Source organism: Micromonospora sp. NPDC002575 (assembly GCF_042889525.1).
Lineage (GTDB): Bacteria > Actinomycetota > Actinomycetes > Mycobacteriales > Micromonosporaceae > Micromonospora > Micromonospora carbonacea.
The window spans coordinates 232113-245330 of record NZ_JBIARA010000001.1; the positions used below are offsets into that span (position 1 = coordinate 232113).

13 protein-coding genes and 1 riboswitch are annotated in these 13218 nt (G+C 75.5%); of the genes, 4 read left to right on the plus strand and 9 right to left on the minus strand.

What is annotated here, in order from left to right:
- Positions 1-43: 43 nt before the first annotated feature.
- Positions 44-904, minus strand: a complete 861-nt coding sequence (locus ACFYWL_RS01040; RefSeq protein WP_386965635.1) for an ABC transporter permease — start codon at positions 902-904, stop codon at positions 44-46.
- 101 nt (positions 905-1005) lie between these two features.
- Positions 1006-2034 (minus strand): ABC transporter substrate-binding protein, encoded by a 1029-nt coding sequence (locus tag ACFYWL_RS01045; protein ID WP_386965638.1) that lies wholly within the window; start codon positions 2032-2034, stop codon positions 1006-1008.
- A 266-nt stretch (positions 2035-2300) separates the two neighbouring features.
- On the opposite strand from ACFYWL_RS01045, the gene ACFYWL_RS01050 reads away from it, so the two are divergent.
- The 4 genes from ACFYWL_RS01050 (at position 2301) to ACFYWL_RS01065 (ending at position 6486) form a co-directional block, all read left to right on the plus strand.
- On the plus strand, positions 2301-3101 hold the full coding sequence (locus ACFYWL_RS01050; protein WP_386965640.1) for an ABC transporter ATP-binding protein: 801 nt from the start codon (positions 2301-2303) through the stop codon (positions 3099-3101).
- Positions 3102-3103: 2 nt separating this feature from the next.
- Entirely contained in the window at positions 3104-4072 is a 969-nt protein-coding gene (locus tag ACFYWL_RS01055; RefSeq protein ID WP_386966691.1) for an LLM class F420-dependent oxidoreductase, read from the plus strand.
- A gap of 4 nt (positions 4073-4076) precedes the next feature.
- Positions 4077-4385, plus strand: coding sequence for a cupin (locus ACFYWL_RS01060; RefSeq protein WP_386965643.1), 309 nt, complete (start codon positions 4077-4079; stop codon positions 4383-4385).
- Positions 4386-4461: 76 nt separating this feature from the next.
- Positions 4462-6486 carry a hypothetical protein gene (locus ACFYWL_RS01065; protein ID WP_386965646.1) on the plus strand — a complete coding sequence of 675 codons (2025 nt, stop codon included), beginning with the start codon at positions 4462-4464 and terminating at the stop codon, positions 6484-6486.
- A gap of 113 nt (positions 6487-6599) precedes the next feature.
- Here ACFYWL_RS01065 and thiC read toward each other — a convergent pair whose 3' ends face one another.
- The 7 genes from thiC to ACFYWL_RS01100 form a co-directional block, all read right to left on the minus strand.
- A complete protein-coding gene (gene thiC / locus ACFYWL_RS01070; RefSeq protein ID WP_386965648.1) occupies positions 6600-8192 on the minus strand; it encodes a phosphomethylpyrimidine synthase ThiC in 1593 nt (530 codons plus the stop codon).
- A gap of 20 nt (positions 8193-8212) precedes the next feature.
- On the minus strand, positions 8213-8998 hold the full coding sequence (gene thiD, locus ACFYWL_RS01075; protein ID WP_386965651.1) for a bifunctional hydroxymethylpyrimidine kinase/phosphomethylpyrimidine kinase: 786 nt from the start codon (positions 8996-8998) through the stop codon (positions 8213-8215).
- On the minus strand, positions 8995-9852 hold the full coding sequence (locus tag ACFYWL_RS01080) for a thiamine phosphate synthase (protein ID WP_386965654.1): 858 nt from the start codon (positions 9850-9852) through the stop codon (positions 8995-8997). The genes thiD and ACFYWL_RS01080 overlap by 4 nt, the downstream gene beginning before the upstream one ends.
- A 101-nt stretch (positions 9853-9953) precedes the next feature.
- On the minus strand, positions 9954-10739 hold the full coding sequence (locus ACFYWL_RS01085; protein ID WP_386965656.1) for a thiazole synthase: 786 nt from the start codon (positions 10737-10739) through the stop codon (positions 9954-9956).
- 4 nt (positions 10740-10743) lie between these two features.
- Positions 10744-10944, minus strand: coding sequence for a sulfur carrier protein ThiS (gene thiS, locus ACFYWL_RS01090; RefSeq protein WP_386965659.1), 201 nt, complete (start codon positions 10942-10944; stop codon positions 10744-10746).
- A 152-nt stretch (positions 10945-11096) separates the two neighbouring features.
- Entirely contained in the window at positions 11097-12242 is a 1146-nt protein-coding gene (gene thiO, locus ACFYWL_RS01095; RefSeq protein ID WP_386965662.1) for a glycine oxidase ThiO, read from the minus strand.
- A 47-nt stretch (positions 12243-12289) separates the two neighbouring features.
- Positions 12290-12916, minus strand: coding sequence for a thiamine phosphate synthase (locus ACFYWL_RS01100; RefSeq protein ID WP_386965665.1), 627 nt, complete (start codon positions 12914-12916; stop codon positions 12290-12292).
- Positions 12911-13018: riboswitch (TPP riboswitch) on the minus strand. It overlaps the preceding gene by 6 nt.
- Positions 13019-13218 lie beyond the last annotated feature (200 nt).

The window sequence follows — 13218 nt, forward strand, 5'->3', positions numbered from 1 at the left end:
GCGACGATGGGCCCGCCGGTCGACCGGCGGGCCCATCGTCGATTCACCTCGTCGAGGTGGTCGCCCGCACCCAGGGCAGGGCCAGGCGCTCCACGAACACCAGCGCCGAATAGAGCAGGATGCTGACCAGCGCCACCAGCATGATCGCCGCCCAGGCGGTCGCGGTGTCGCCGATGCCGGCGTACTGGGTGATGACGAACCCGAGGCCGCTCTCGCCGGCCTGGAACTCCCCGATCACCGCGCCGATGGCGGCCAGCGGCATCGCCACCTTCAGGCCGACGAAGATCTGCGGCAGCGCGGCCGGGAAGCGCACCTTGCGGAACGCCTGCCACCAGGAGGCGTTCAGGGAGCGGACCAGCTCGGCCAGGTCGGACGGCGTGGTGGTCAGCCCGGTCGCGGTGGAGAGCACGATCGGGAAGAAACAGAGCAGGAAGACCATGGTCAGGATGGGCTTCTGGCCCCAGCCGAGCGCGACCACGAGCAGCGGCCCCAGGGTGATCTTCGGGACCGCGTTGACCGCGACCAGCAGCGGGGTGAACATCCGCTCGACGGTGCGCGACGCGGCCAGGGAGAGCCCGAGCAGGACGCCGGCCACGGCGGAGAGCGCGAAGCCGATCAGGATCTCCAACATGGTGTCGAGCGTGTGCTCCAGCATTCGGTCCGGCTTGTCGGTGAACGCCGACAGCACCGAGCCGGGGGTGGGCAGCGCGGCGGGGTGCACCAGCTCCAGCCGGGCGGTGAGCCACCACACCGCGAACGCGACCAGCAGGCCCGCGCCGGGCAGCAGCAGGCCGTTCGCGCCGGCCCGCGCGCCGGTGCCGAGGACGCCGCGTCCCACGGCGGTGCGGCGCTGCTCGACGGGCGGGCCCGCGAGCGCCGGCTCCGGTGACCGGAGGTCGGTCATCTTCTTCTCCTCATCCATCCGGCGCGGCGGCCGGGAGACGGAACGGGGGTACGCCCCGCCGGAGGCCGGCGGGGCGCACCCCTGCTGACTTGTCGGACCGGTCAGGACTGCGGCACGAGGTTGAAGTCGATGATCTGGTCGGGGGTGAGGTTCTGCTTGAGCGAGCCCGCGCCCTGGAGGATCGCGATGCTCTTGGCGACCCGGCCGCTGTCCAGCGTGCCGATCTTGGTGCCGGAGTTGTTCGACCGGACGTACCCGGCCATGAGCTGCAGCTCGGCGGCGGCCGCCGCCGGGTTGGTGGCGTCGACGTTCTTCTTCAGCAGCTCGGCGGCCTCCTGCGGGTTCGCCAGGGAGTACTCCAGGCCCTTGATCAGCGCGGCGCTGAACCGCTTCACCATCTCCGGCTTCTCCTTGGCGATCTTGCTGGAGGTGATCAGCACGTTGCCGTAGAGGTCCTGCATCACGTTGCTGTAGGGCAGCAGGACGGCCTTCTTCTTGGTGACCGCCTCGACCGTCGGCTGGCCTACGACGAACTGGCCGATGCCGTCGACGGAGCCGGAGGCGAGGGTGCCCATCAGGGTCTGCGCCTCGCCGTTGACCCAGGTCACCTTGTTGACGTCCACGCCGGCGAGCCGGGCGTACGTCGGGAAGAGGTTGCGGACCACGGACGCCGGGGCGTCGGCGAGCTTCTTGCCCTCCAGGTCCTTCGGCGAGGCGATGTTCTTGCCCTCGACCGTCACAATGGCCGCCATGGTGCGCTGCTGGATCGCCGCGACGGCGACGAAGTCCTTGGCCTGGCCGTTGCCGAGCTGGAGGAGACCACCGGTGAGGTCGATCGGGCCGAAGTCGGCCTGACCGCCGACGATGGTCTGGATCACCGCGCCCGTACCCTGGCCGGGCTTGATCTCGACGTCGAAGCCGGCCTCCTTGAAGAAGCCCTTCTCCTTCGCCACCCAGGCGTAGGAGTCCCGGCCGAAGTTGCCAAAGGAAGTGAGGTAGGTCACTTTCTCCAGTGACTTGCCGTCGCCGCCCTTGGCGTCGGACGCGTCCGAGTCGCTGCTGCATGCGGACACGAGGGTGAGGGCGGAGGCCAGGAGGGCCGCGGCGACCGTGCGGGTCAGCCTGTTCATCTGTGCACCATGTCCTTTCCGACCAGGGGCGATACGCCTCCGGGCGGGTCGTCGAGAGCAACGGCGTCGACAGAGGGGGGAGCCGACGCCATCGTCGTGAGGGGACTCTTCGCCGGCACAGACTACGCAAGAGACCTGCCGGTGTAGCGAGGAGTGTGTGTCTCGGAACGGAAACGAACTGATCTCCACCCCGGGCCATTGCCTCCGGACGGCGGCGGGCTACTCTAGCTGCGGTCCTGATGGTCCACTCAGGGAGGACACCGGCGATGATCCGACTGTCCGGCGTGTCCCGCACCTTCGACGGCCGGGCCGGCCGGGTCGAGGCGCTGCGGGGCATCGACCTCGATGTCGCCGAGGGCGAGTTCGTCGCCGTGCTCGGGCGTTCGGGCTGCGGCAAATCCACCCTGCTGCGGATGATCGCCGGCCTGCTGCCGGCCACCGCCGGGGAGATCACCGTCGCCGGCACGCCCATCACCCGCCCCCGCCGCGACATCGCCATGCTGTTCCAGCGCCCCGCCCTGCTGCCCTGGCGGTCGGTGCTGGACAACGTGCTGCTGCCCGTCGAGATCTTCGGGTGGAGACGGGCCGGGCACCGCGAGCGCGCCCGGGAGCTGCTCGACCTGGCCGGGCTCGCCGGGTTCGAGAAGCGGCTGCCCCACGAGCTGTCCGGCGGCATGCAGCAGCGCGTCTCGCTGTGCCGGTCGCTGATCGGCGACCCCCGGGTGATGCTCATGGACGAGCCGTTCTCCGCCCTGGACGCGCTCACCCGCGAGGAGCTCTCCGGCGAGCTCCAGCGGGTGCACATGACCAGCGGGGCCACCGTCGTCTTCGTCACCCACTCCATCGACGAGGCGGTGCTGCTCGCCGACCGGGTGGTCGTGCTCAGCCCCCGTCCCGGCCGGATCCGCGCGATCGTCGAGGTCGACATCCCCCGGCCCCGGACCCTCGGCCGCAACGCCCACCTCGCCGACGTGGCCCGCGTCAGCGCCGAGCTGCACGAGCTGCTGATGGAACGCGACGCCCCCGCCGCGCCCGTCGCCAGCGGTGCGGGCGCGGCGGGGCGATGACCGTGCGGGTCACCGTCTTCACCGAGCCGCACCGGGGCGCCACCTACGACGACCAGCTGCGCTTCGCCCGGGCCGCCGAGGCGGGCGGCTTCGAGGGATTCCTGCGGGCCGACCACTACCAGTTCCTGGGCACCGACCCCGGTCTGCCCGGCCCCACCGACGCCTGGCTCACCCTCGCCGCGCTGGCCCGGGAGACCACCCGGATCCGGCTCGGCACCCTCGTCACCTCGGCCACCTTCCGGTTGCCCGGGCCGCTCGCCGTCATGGTCGCCCAGGTCGACCAGATGAGCGGCGGCCGGGTCGAGCTGGGCATCGGCGCCGGCTGGTACGAGCGGGAGCACACCTCGTACGGCATCCCGTTCCCCGCCGTCACCGAGCGCTTCGACCGGCTCGCCGAGCAGCTCGAAGTGATCACCGGCCTGTGGCGCACCCCCGTCGGCGAGACGTACAACTTCACCGGCGAGCACTACCGCCTGGTCGACGCGCCCGCCCTGCCCAAGCCGGTCCAGCGGCCCGGCCCACCGGTGATCGTCGGCGGGCGCGGCCCCAAGCGCACCCCCGAGCTGGCCGCCCGGTACGCCGACGAGTTCAACATGCCGTTCAAGAGCGTCGCCACGACCGCCGCCGCGTACGAGCGGGTGGTCGAGGCCTGCGACCGGCACGGCCGTACGGCGTCGGGGCGGACGCCGCTCGTCTTCTCCGCCGCCATCGCCGTGGCGATCGGGCGCACCGACGCCGAGGCGCGGCGGCGGGCCGCGCCGCTGCACGCCAAGAGCGCCCTGCCGCCGGAGGACCTGGTGGTCGGCTCGCCCGCCCGGCTCGTCGACCGGATCGGCGAGTTCGCCGCCGTCGGGGCGACCCGGGTGCACCTGCGGCTGACCGACCTCGCCGACCTCGACCACCTGGAGCTCATCGCCGCCGAGGTGCTCCCGCACCTGCGGCACGCCGACGCTCCCGCCACTGGAGGCTGACCGCATGACCGACGTGATCGACGGGACCGAGCTGGGCCCGGTGGGCCAGGAGATCGTCTACGAGAACGACCGGGTGCGGGTGTGGCACATCCGGCTGGAGCCGGGCGAGCGGCAGCCGCTGCACCGGCACGACCACCCGTACCTGGTGATCGCCGTCCAGGGCGCGAAGAACGTGGTGCAGACGATCGACGGCGCCACCATCGATGCGGACGAGCCGACCGGCGGGGTCGTCTACCGCGACCCGGGCGCCGTCCACATGCTCACCAATGTCGGGGATACGACGTACCTGGCGCGGCTGGTCGAGCTCAAGTAGTCCCAGGCCGGGCGCGTCGCCGCGCCGCGCGGCGCCAAGGTGGCGATCGGGCGCACCGGGCCGTAACGTGCCCGACATGGCCTTTCGGACGTGGGGCAAGCCGCTGCTCGCCGCGCTCGGGGTGAGCATGCTGGCCGGGGCCGGCCAGCTCGGCATCGCGTACGGCTTCGGCATCGTGCGGATCGCCGGCGACTTCACCGACGCCACCGTCAACCGGTGGCCCGCCCAGCTCGTCTGGGTGGGCTGGTGCGCGGCGCTCGCCGCCGTGGTCGGCGCGGTGGTCACCGAACGGGTCGCCAGCGCCGACCCGGTCACCGGCACCACGACCGGGCAGCTCGCTCTGGCCGGCGCGGCGGCCCTGGGCGCGACCGTCGTCGCGCCGCTGTGCATGCAGCCGGCCCGGGCCACCCAGCTCAACAGCGTGGACCCGGTCTGGGCGATGGGCATCTGCGCGGCCCTCGGGGCGGTGGTCGGTGCCGGCGCGGCGCTCGCCGTGCTGCTGCGACCGCCGCTGGGCTGGAACGTCGCGGCGGTCGCCGGCACGGTCTGGTTCCTCGCCCTGGTCTCGGCCCTGCCGGCCCTCGTCGGCACCGGCCCGCTGCCGACCGTACGTTTGGGGGTGTTCGAGCCGGGCTGGCTCGCCGCCGACGCGGCGCAGAGCCTGGCCACGATCGTCCTGCCGTTGGTGGCCCTGCTCGCGGGCGCGGCCACCGGCGCGCTGGCCCGCCGGCGCGGGCACCCGCCGCTGATCGCCGGCGCGACCGGGGCGGCGGGCCCCGTGCTGGTCGCCTTCGCCTACCTGACCGCCGGCCCGGGCGACTCGGCCGACCGGTATCAGCTCGCGCCCTACTACGGCGCCCTGCTCGCGGTCGCCACCGGCCTGCTCGGCGCCACGGCCGCCGCCCTGGCCCGCTGGCCCCTCTTCTCCCGCTCCGCCGGCACCGGCCCGCTGGCCGACGGGCCGGCCGGCGTGGTCGACCTCCCGGCCGACGGGCCGGGGGCGCGGGGCGCGGCCCCGCCGGAGGCGTTCAGCGCCGGCCCGTCCGGCACGCTCCGCGCGGCCCTGTCCGGGCTGCGCGCCGCCGGCCTGACCAGGGGGCGCGGCACCGGCCTGCCCGGCACGCCCCCTGTGGGCGGCAGCCAGTCCGCGATCGAGCCGACGGACATCCTCCGGCCGCTGCCGACCGGGCCCACCCCACCGGTGACCGGCGACGCCGACGACCCGGCCGACCACCCGGACGCGGCCACGGCCCGCCGGGTCCCGGCGACCGTCGGCGACCCGCTGCCGGACGACCGCACCGACGACGCACCCACCCGCGGCGACGCCCCCCGCAGCGGCGGCGACGGCGCCCGGGACCGGGCCGGGGCCGACGGTCCGGCCGGCGCGCCCCCCGCGCACTGGGAGTGGCCGATGGCCTCCGGAACGCCCGCGGCCGGGACCACCGACACGGCGGCGGGGACCACCGCCGACACCGCCGGGACCACCGCCGACGCGGCCGGATCCACCGCCGACACCCCCGGGACCACCGCCGACGCGGCCGGGACCGGCCAGGCGACCGAGCCGGCCCCGCGACCCCGCCCTCGGCTGCCCCTGCCCGACCTCGACCGGGCGGGAAGCTGGGACGCCTTCGGCAACGCCACCCGGCGGGCCGTTCCACCCGCAGCCGAGGGCCACGCCGTTGCGGGCGGTACACAGCCCCCGCACCGCGGGCCGGGCGAGCCGCGGCCGACCGCAGGCGTGACGACCGGGCCGGCCCCCGCCGCCGGGACAGGCCCGGCCCCGGCCGGCGAGCCCGGTGCCGCCCCCGGCGGCGAGCCCGGGGACCCGGCGACGCCCGGTACGCCCCCGGAGGACGCGGTCGCCCGTCGGTCCCGCCTCCTGCGGCCCCTGTTCCGCCGCGGCCGGACGCGCGCGGCCGACGACGTGGACGCGGCGGCCGAGCGGGACGACCGCCGCGACCCGGAACAGCTGCCGGCGCAGGACGAGGAGTACGTCGACTGGGTCACCGGCCTCGCCCGCCCCGTGTCGGGCGAGGACGGCGGGTCGGAGGACGCCGGCCGGCGCTCGCTGCGCCCCTCCGGCCGGCACCACCGGGACTGACCCCACCGCCATGTCGGCGCCGTGGCGGGGTCAGCCCCGGCGGGACACCCGCACGTCGCCGACATGGCTCCGGGCGCAGGCAAGGCCAGCCCGGCCGGGCGGGCGGGCCAAGGTCAGGCCAGCGGCAGGTACACCCGGCCGCCCGAGGAGACGAACTCCTCCGACTTGTCCTTCATGCCGCGCGCCGCGTACTCCTTCAGCTCCTGGGTGATCTTCATGGAGCAGAACTTCGGGCCACACATCGAGCAGAAGTGGGCCGTCTTCGCCGGCTCGGCCGGCAGGGTCGCGTCGTGGTACGACCGCGCCGTCTCCGGGTCCAGCGAGAGGTTGAACTGGTCTTCCCAGCGGAACTCGAACCGCGCCTTCGACAGCGCGTCGTCCCACGCCTGCGCGCCGGGGTGGCCCTTGGCCAGGTCCGCCGCGTGCGCCGCGATCTTGTACGCGATCACGCCGGCCTTCACGTCGTCCCGGTCGGGCAGGCCCAGGTGCTCCTTCGGCGTGACGTAGCAGAGCATCGCGGTGCCGAACATGCCGATCATCGCCGCGCCGATCGCCGACGTGATGTGGTCGTACGCGGGGGCGATGTCCGTGGTCAGCGGGCCGAGGGTGTAGAACGGTGCCTCGTGGCACCACTCCTGCTGGAGGTCCACGTTCTCCTTGATCTTGTGCATCGGCACGTGCCCGGGGCCCTCGATCATCACCTGCACGTCGTGCTCCCAGGCGATCCTCGTCAGCTCGCCGAGGGTGCGCAGCTCGGCGAACTGCGCCTCGTCGTTGGCGTCGGCGATGGAGCCGGGGCGCAGCCCGTCGCCGAGGGAGAACGTCACGTCGTACCGCGCGAGCAGCGCACACAGCTCGCGGAAGTTGGTGTAGAGGAAGTTCTCCTCGTGGTGCGCCAGGCACCAGGCCGCCATGATCGACCCGCCCCGGGAGACGATCCCGGTCACCCGGTCCACGGCCAGCGGCACGTACGGCAGCAGCACCCCGGCGTGCACCGTCATGTAGTCGACGCCCTGCTCGGCCTGCTCGATCACCGTCTCGCGGAACACCTCCCAGCTCAGCTTCACCGGGTCGCCGCCGACCTTCTCCAGGGCCTGGTAGATCGGCACCGTCCCGATCGGCACCGGCGAGTTGCGCACGATCGCCTCGCGGGTCTCGTGGATCCGCTTGCCCGTGGACAGGTCCATCACGGTGTCCGCGCCCCACCGGGTGGCCCAGGTCAGCTTCTCCACCTCCTCGGCGACCGACGAGGTGACCGCCGAGGTGCCGATGTTGGCGTTGACCTTCACCAGGAACGCCCTGCCGATGATCGCCGGCTCGCACTCCGGGTGGTTGACGTTCAGCGGCAGCACCGCCCGGCCGGCCGCGATCTCGTCGCGGACGAACTCCGGGGCCATCCCCTCCCGGATCGCCACGAACTCCATCTCCGGGGTGACGACCCCGGCCCGCGCGTACGCGAGCTGCGTCGGCCGCTTCCCGTCCGCGCCCGCGAGCGGGGTGCCCGCCCCCCGCACGGGCGCGACGTCGCCGCGCTCGGCGATCCACGGCCCGCGCAGCGGCGGCAGCCCCACCTGCGGGTCGGAGCCGGGGCCGGAGGTGTCGTAGAGCCGGACCGGCGGATTGTCGCCGGTCAGATCGACCTCGGCGAACGGCACCCGGACGTCCGGCCGGGCCCCCTCGACGTAGACCTTGCGTCGTGCCTGCATGACTGCCTCCCAGGTGGTGGTCAGGACCAGCCGAAGTGGTCCAGCGGGCCGCGTCCCGCGCCCAGTTCCCAGTCCCGCGCGCCGGTCAGCGCGCGGGTGACGTACTCCTTGGCGGTGGCGACCGCCGCCGGCACCGGGTCCCCGGCCGCCAGCCGCACGGCGATCGCCGCCGAGAACGAGCAGCCGGTGCCGTGGCTGTGCCGGGTGCGCACCCGGGGCGCGCGCAGCAGCGTGGTCGACCCGCCGCCGACCAGCACGTCCACCGACTCGCCCGCCGCGTCCATGTCGCCGCCGGTCACCACCACGTGCGCCGGGCCGCCGGCGGCGAGGGCCTCGGCGGCGGCCACCATCTCCTCGACCGTGGTCACCGGGCGTCCGGTGAGGGCGGCGGCCTCCGCGCAGTTCGGCGTCGCCACCTCGGCGTACGGCAGCAGCCGCTCGACCGCCTCGACCACGCCGAGCCGGTGCCCGCTGGTGGCGACGAGCACCGGGTCGACGACGAGGTGCGGCAGGCGTCCCGCCCGCGCGGCGTCGGCGACCGCGTCGGCGACGGCCGGGACGCCGAGCATGCCGGTCTTCACCGCCCGCACCCGGAAGTCACCGAGCACGCTGTCGAGCTGCTCGGTGACGGTGCGCGGCGGCAGCGGCAGGACGGCGTCCACGCCCCGGGTGTTCTGGGCGGTGACGGCGGTGAGGACGCTGGTGCCGTACGCGCCGAGCGCCGCGAAGACCTTGAGGTCGGCCTGGATGCCGGCGCCGCCGCCGGAGTCGGAGCCGGCGATGGTGAGCACGGTCGTCGGGGTCACCTGGTCGCCCCGTTCGCTCGACGGTCGGCGGGTGCGGCGGTGGGTGCGGCCGGGACTGCGGCGGTGGTTGCGGTGGGGGGCTGCGGCCGACCGTGCCCACTCCGGGCGGTCAGGCTTGATCCCTGCGTGGGCACGGTCGGCCGCAGCCCCGTGCGCTCGGCCTCCGCCCGAGGGTGGCGGCTGCGGGCCTCAGCCCAGGCGGCCGTCAGCTCGGCGGCTGCCTCGGCCGGGTCCTTGGCGCGCATGATCGCGCCCTGCACCGCCACGCCCGCCGCCCCCGCCTCGACGCAGGCGCGCACCTGGTCCGGGGTCTCGATGCCGCCGAGGGCGAGGACCGGCACGGGGCTGAACCGGATCAGCTCGCCGAGCCGCCGCGGCCCCAGGGGCGGGCCGTAGCCGGGCTTCGACCTGCTCGGGTACACCGGCGAGAGGGTCGCGTAGTCCTCGGTGGTCAGCCCCGCCAGCTCGGCCGCGTCGTGGCAGGACCGGCCGACGAGCCACGGGCGGAGCTGACCGGCGGGGTCGGGGCGGCCGGCGAGGCCAGGGCGATCGGCGGGGCCGGGGCGGTCGACCGAGTCGGCGGGGGCGTGGTCGGCCGGGGTGGGGCGCGGTGGCGGGTACGGGCCGGCGGCCGGGAGGTGCACGGCGTCGCCGCCGAGCGGGTCGGGGCCCGCCACGACCAGGGTGCCGCCGGCCTCGGCGAGGATCGGGCGCAGCTCGGCGGCGAGCGCGGCCCGCTCGGCGCGGGGCAGGTCCTTCTCCCGCAGCACCACCCAGCGCACTCCCCCGGCGACGGCGCCCGCCACCACCCGCGCGAGCGCCCCGGGCGGGAGCACCCGCCGATCGGTGAGCATCACGACGCCGCCGGGAGCGGTTGCCGAGATCTTGGAAGATTCCGGCCCCTCCAGGGGCAGGAGTTTTCCAAGATCCGCAGAAGGCGGGGCGGGGGGCGGGGTCACAGGGCCGGCCTTCCCTCGTCGGGGGTGGAGGGCAGGGCGTGGAAGCGGCGCGGGATGCGGCCCGCCCCGGCCGCGAGGCGGCCCGCCTCGACCGCGTACCTCATCGCGGTGGCCATCGCGACCGGGTCGGCGGCCCGGGTGACGGCGCTGGCCAGCAGCACGGCGTCGCAGCCCAGCTCCATGGCGAGCGCCGCGTCGGACGCGGTGCCGATCCCCGCGTCGAGGATCACCGGCACGTCGACGCTCTGCCGGATCAGGCGGATGTGGTGCGGGTTGTTCACGCCCAGGCCGGAGCCGATCGGCGCGCCCGCCGGCATCACCGCCGCGCAGCCGACGTCGGCGAGCCGCCGGGCCAGGATCGGGTCGTCCGAGGTGTACGGCAGCACGGTGAAGCCGTCCGCGACCAGGGTCTCGGCGGCGCGCAGCAGCTCCACCCCGTCGGGCAGCAGCGTGCGCTCGTCGCCGATCACCTCCAGCTTCACCCAGTGGGTGGCGAACGCCTCGCGGGCCAGGTGGGCCACCTTCACTGCCTCGCCGGCCGTGTAGCAGCCGGCCGTGTTCGGCAGCAGCCGCACCCCGCACCGCTCCAGCAGGTCCAGCAGCCCGCCGCCCATGGCGGGGGCGGTGTCGACGCGGCGCAGCGCGAGCGTCACCAGCTCGGTGCCGGACGCCCGGATCGCCTGCTCCAGCGCGTGCAGGCTGGCCGCGCCGCCGGTGCCGAGGATCAGCCGGGACCGGAACGTCACGCCGCCCAGCTCGAACGGGGTGTTCTCGTGGGACATGCCGTCACCCGCCCTGGGCGGCGCTGAGCACCTCGACGCGGTCGCCGTCGCGCAGCACCGTCGCCGGCCAGCCGCCGCGCGGCACCACCTCGCCGTTGACCGCGACGGCGAGGCCGCGCCGCTGATCCGTGACCAGGCCGACCAGGTCGGCCACGGTCGCGCCGGCGGGCAGCGTACGCCCGACGCCGTTCACCGTCAGTTCCATGTGCGTGTTCCTCCTCGGATGCGCCCTGCGCCCGCCACCGGGGACGGGGCGCCGGGCCGGACGCGCCGGGCCGGGCCGGACGCGATCGGTCGGACCGGTGGCGCGGGTCGGTGGCGCGGGTCGGTGGCGCGGGTCGGTCGGGTCGGCGGCGGTCAGCCGGGCCGGCGCTGGCCGGCGAACCGCTCGGCGGTGAAGGGGGCGAGCAGCGGGTCCGCCGCCGCTGGGCCCGTCGGCTCGGTGACGATCAGCTCGGTGACGAGGTCGGCGGTGACCGGGGTGAGCACGATGCCGTGCCGGTGGTGGCCGGTGGCGGCGAGCACGCCGGGCCGGCCGGGCAGCGGCCCGATGATCGGCCGATTGTCGGGGGTGCCGGGGCGCAGCCCGGCGGTCGCCTCGACCAGGTCGTACTCGGCCAGCTCGGGGACGAGGTCCACGGCGGCGCGGAGCAGCCGCAGCACCGCCCCGGCGGTCACGTCGGTGTCGGCGCGTTCCTCGACGGTCGCGCCGACCACCACCTCCCCGCTGGAGCGGGGCACCAGGTAGACGGGTTCGCCGTCGGCGTACCCCCGGATGACGTGCCGGAAGCCCGGCGGGCCGCCGTCGGGCGCGCGCAGCCGCAGGATCTGGCCCTTGACCGGCCGGACCGGCAGCCCGGTGAGGGCGGCGGCCCCGCAGCCGGCGGCGACGACGGTGACCCGGGCGTCCAGGTCGGACAGCGCCCGCACCCCGCCGGCGACGAGGGTCACGCCGGCCCGCTCGGCGGCGGTGCGCAGCGCCGTGACCAGCCGTCGCGGGTCGACCTGGTGGTCGCCGGGGGCGATCGCGCCGCCGCGTACCCGGGTGGCGAGCGCCGGTTCGCGGTCGCGCAGTTCCGACGGGCGCAACGGGCTGATGGGCAGCCCGAGCTCCCGCTGGTACGACCACAGCCGCTGCGCCTGCGCCAGGTCGTCGCCGGTGAGCCCGACGACGAGGGTGCCCTCGGTGCGGTACCCGAGGTCGACGCCGCTGGCGGCGGTCAGCTCGGCGGCGAACGCGGGCCAGCGGGCGGCCGAGGCGACCAGCAGGGCGGTCAGCTCCCGCTCGCCGAAGTAGGACTCGGCGACCGGCGACAGCATCCCGGCGGCGGCGTGGGACGCGCCCGAGCCGGGGGCCGGGTCGTGCACGGCGACGCGCAGCCCGCGCGCCGCGCACCGCCACGCCACCGCCAGCCCGACGGCCCCACCCCCCACTACCGCCACGTCGGTAAGGAAGGGCCCCCTGTTAACGCTTTCTGCATAGGAAGGGCCCCCTCCTAACACGCCGCCCCCGCCCAGCGCGCCGCCCCCGCCCAGCGCGCCGCCCCCGGTCAGCATGTCAGCGCCCCGAGCAGGTCGGCGGTGGCCCGCGCCGGATCGGCGGCGGTGGAGAGCGCCCCGACCACCGCCACCCCGTACGCCCCGGCGGCGCGCAGCGCCGGGACCGCCGCGGCGGTCACCCCGCCGATGGCGATCACCGGCACGGCCACGGCCGCGGCCACGGCGCGTACCCCGGCGGGGCCGATCGGGTCGGGCAGGCCCGCCTTGGTGTCGGTGGCGTGGCAGGGGCCGACGCCGAGGTAGCTGGCCCCGCCGGCCACCGCCTCGGCGGCCGGCCCCGGTGCCCGGGCGGTCGCGCCGAGCACGGCGGTGGGGCCGAGGACCCGGCGGGCCGCCGCGACCGGCAGGTCGTCCGCGCCGACGTGGCCGCCGGCGGCGCCGACCGCGAGCGCCACGTGCAGCCGGTCGTTGACCAGGCACATCGCCCCGTACGGGGCGCACAGGGCGACCGCCCGCCGGGCCAGGTCGTACGCCTCGCGGTCGGTGGCGTCGTCGGTGACGCGCACCTGGACGACCAGCTCGGCGCGGGCCACCGGCAGGGCGGCGCGCATTACGGCGAGCGGGTCCCGCCCCGGCCGGGTGTCGGTGATCAGATGCAGTCGCCCAAGGGACGGCACGGCAACTCTCCTCCCTGCGCCGGCATTACCCGGATCAGGTTCGACGGTCGGGGGCTCCAGCCCCCCTCTCAGCCCGGTCCACCGGGCTCCCGTGGGTTACTTCCGTGTCACCGTACGACGGATCGGTCGATCCGCCAAGGGATCCGACCGGTGGTCCAGACCACGATCCACCGGCCAGCGATCCGCTTCTCCCCATTTCTCCGCATGCGCCGGATAGGCCGAGCGCCGATACCGAATCGTTACACGCCGACGCCTTGCCGGAAACGATTCCAGCGGCGCTAATTTGTTCAACCGATCGACAT

Excerpts from the sequence above, each read along its gene's own strand:
- ACFYWL_RS01040 (WP_386965635.1), bottom strand. The coding sequence starts at position 904 with ATGACCGACCTCCGGTCACCGGAGCCGGCGCTCGCGGGCCCGCCCGTC.
- ACFYWL_RS01045 (WP_386965638.1), bottom strand. The coding sequence starts at position 2,034 with ATGAACAGGCTGACCCGCACGGTCGCCGCGGCCCTCCTGGCCTCCGCC.
- ACFYWL_RS01050 (WP_386965640.1), top strand. The coding sequence starts at position 2,301 with ATGATCCGACTGTCCGGCGTGTCCCGCACCTTCGACGGCCGGGCCGGC.
- ACFYWL_RS01060 (WP_386965643.1), top strand. The coding sequence starts at position 4,077 with ATGACCGACGTGATCGACGGGACCGAGCTGGGCCCGGTGGGCCAGGAG.
- ACFYWL_RS01065 (WP_386965646.1), top strand. The coding sequence starts at position 4,462 with ATGGCCTTTCGGACGTGGGGCAAGCCGCTGCTCGCCGCGCTCGGGGTG.
- thiC (WP_386965648.1), bottom strand. The coding sequence starts at position 8,192 with ATGCAGGCACGACGCAAGGTCTACGTCGAGGGGGCCCGGCCGGACGTC.
- ACFYWL_RS01080 (WP_386965654.1), bottom strand. The coding sequence starts at position 9,852 with ATGCTCACCGATCGGCGGGTGCTCCCGCCCGGGGCGCTCGCGCGGGTG.
- ACFYWL_RS01085 (WP_386965656.1), bottom strand. The coding sequence starts at position 10,739 with ATGTCCCACGAGAACACCCCGTTCGAGCTGGGCGGCGTGACGTTCCGG.
- thiS (WP_386965659.1), bottom strand. The coding sequence starts at position 10,944 with ATGGAACTGACGGTGAACGGCGTCGGGCGTACGCTGCCCGCCGGCGCG.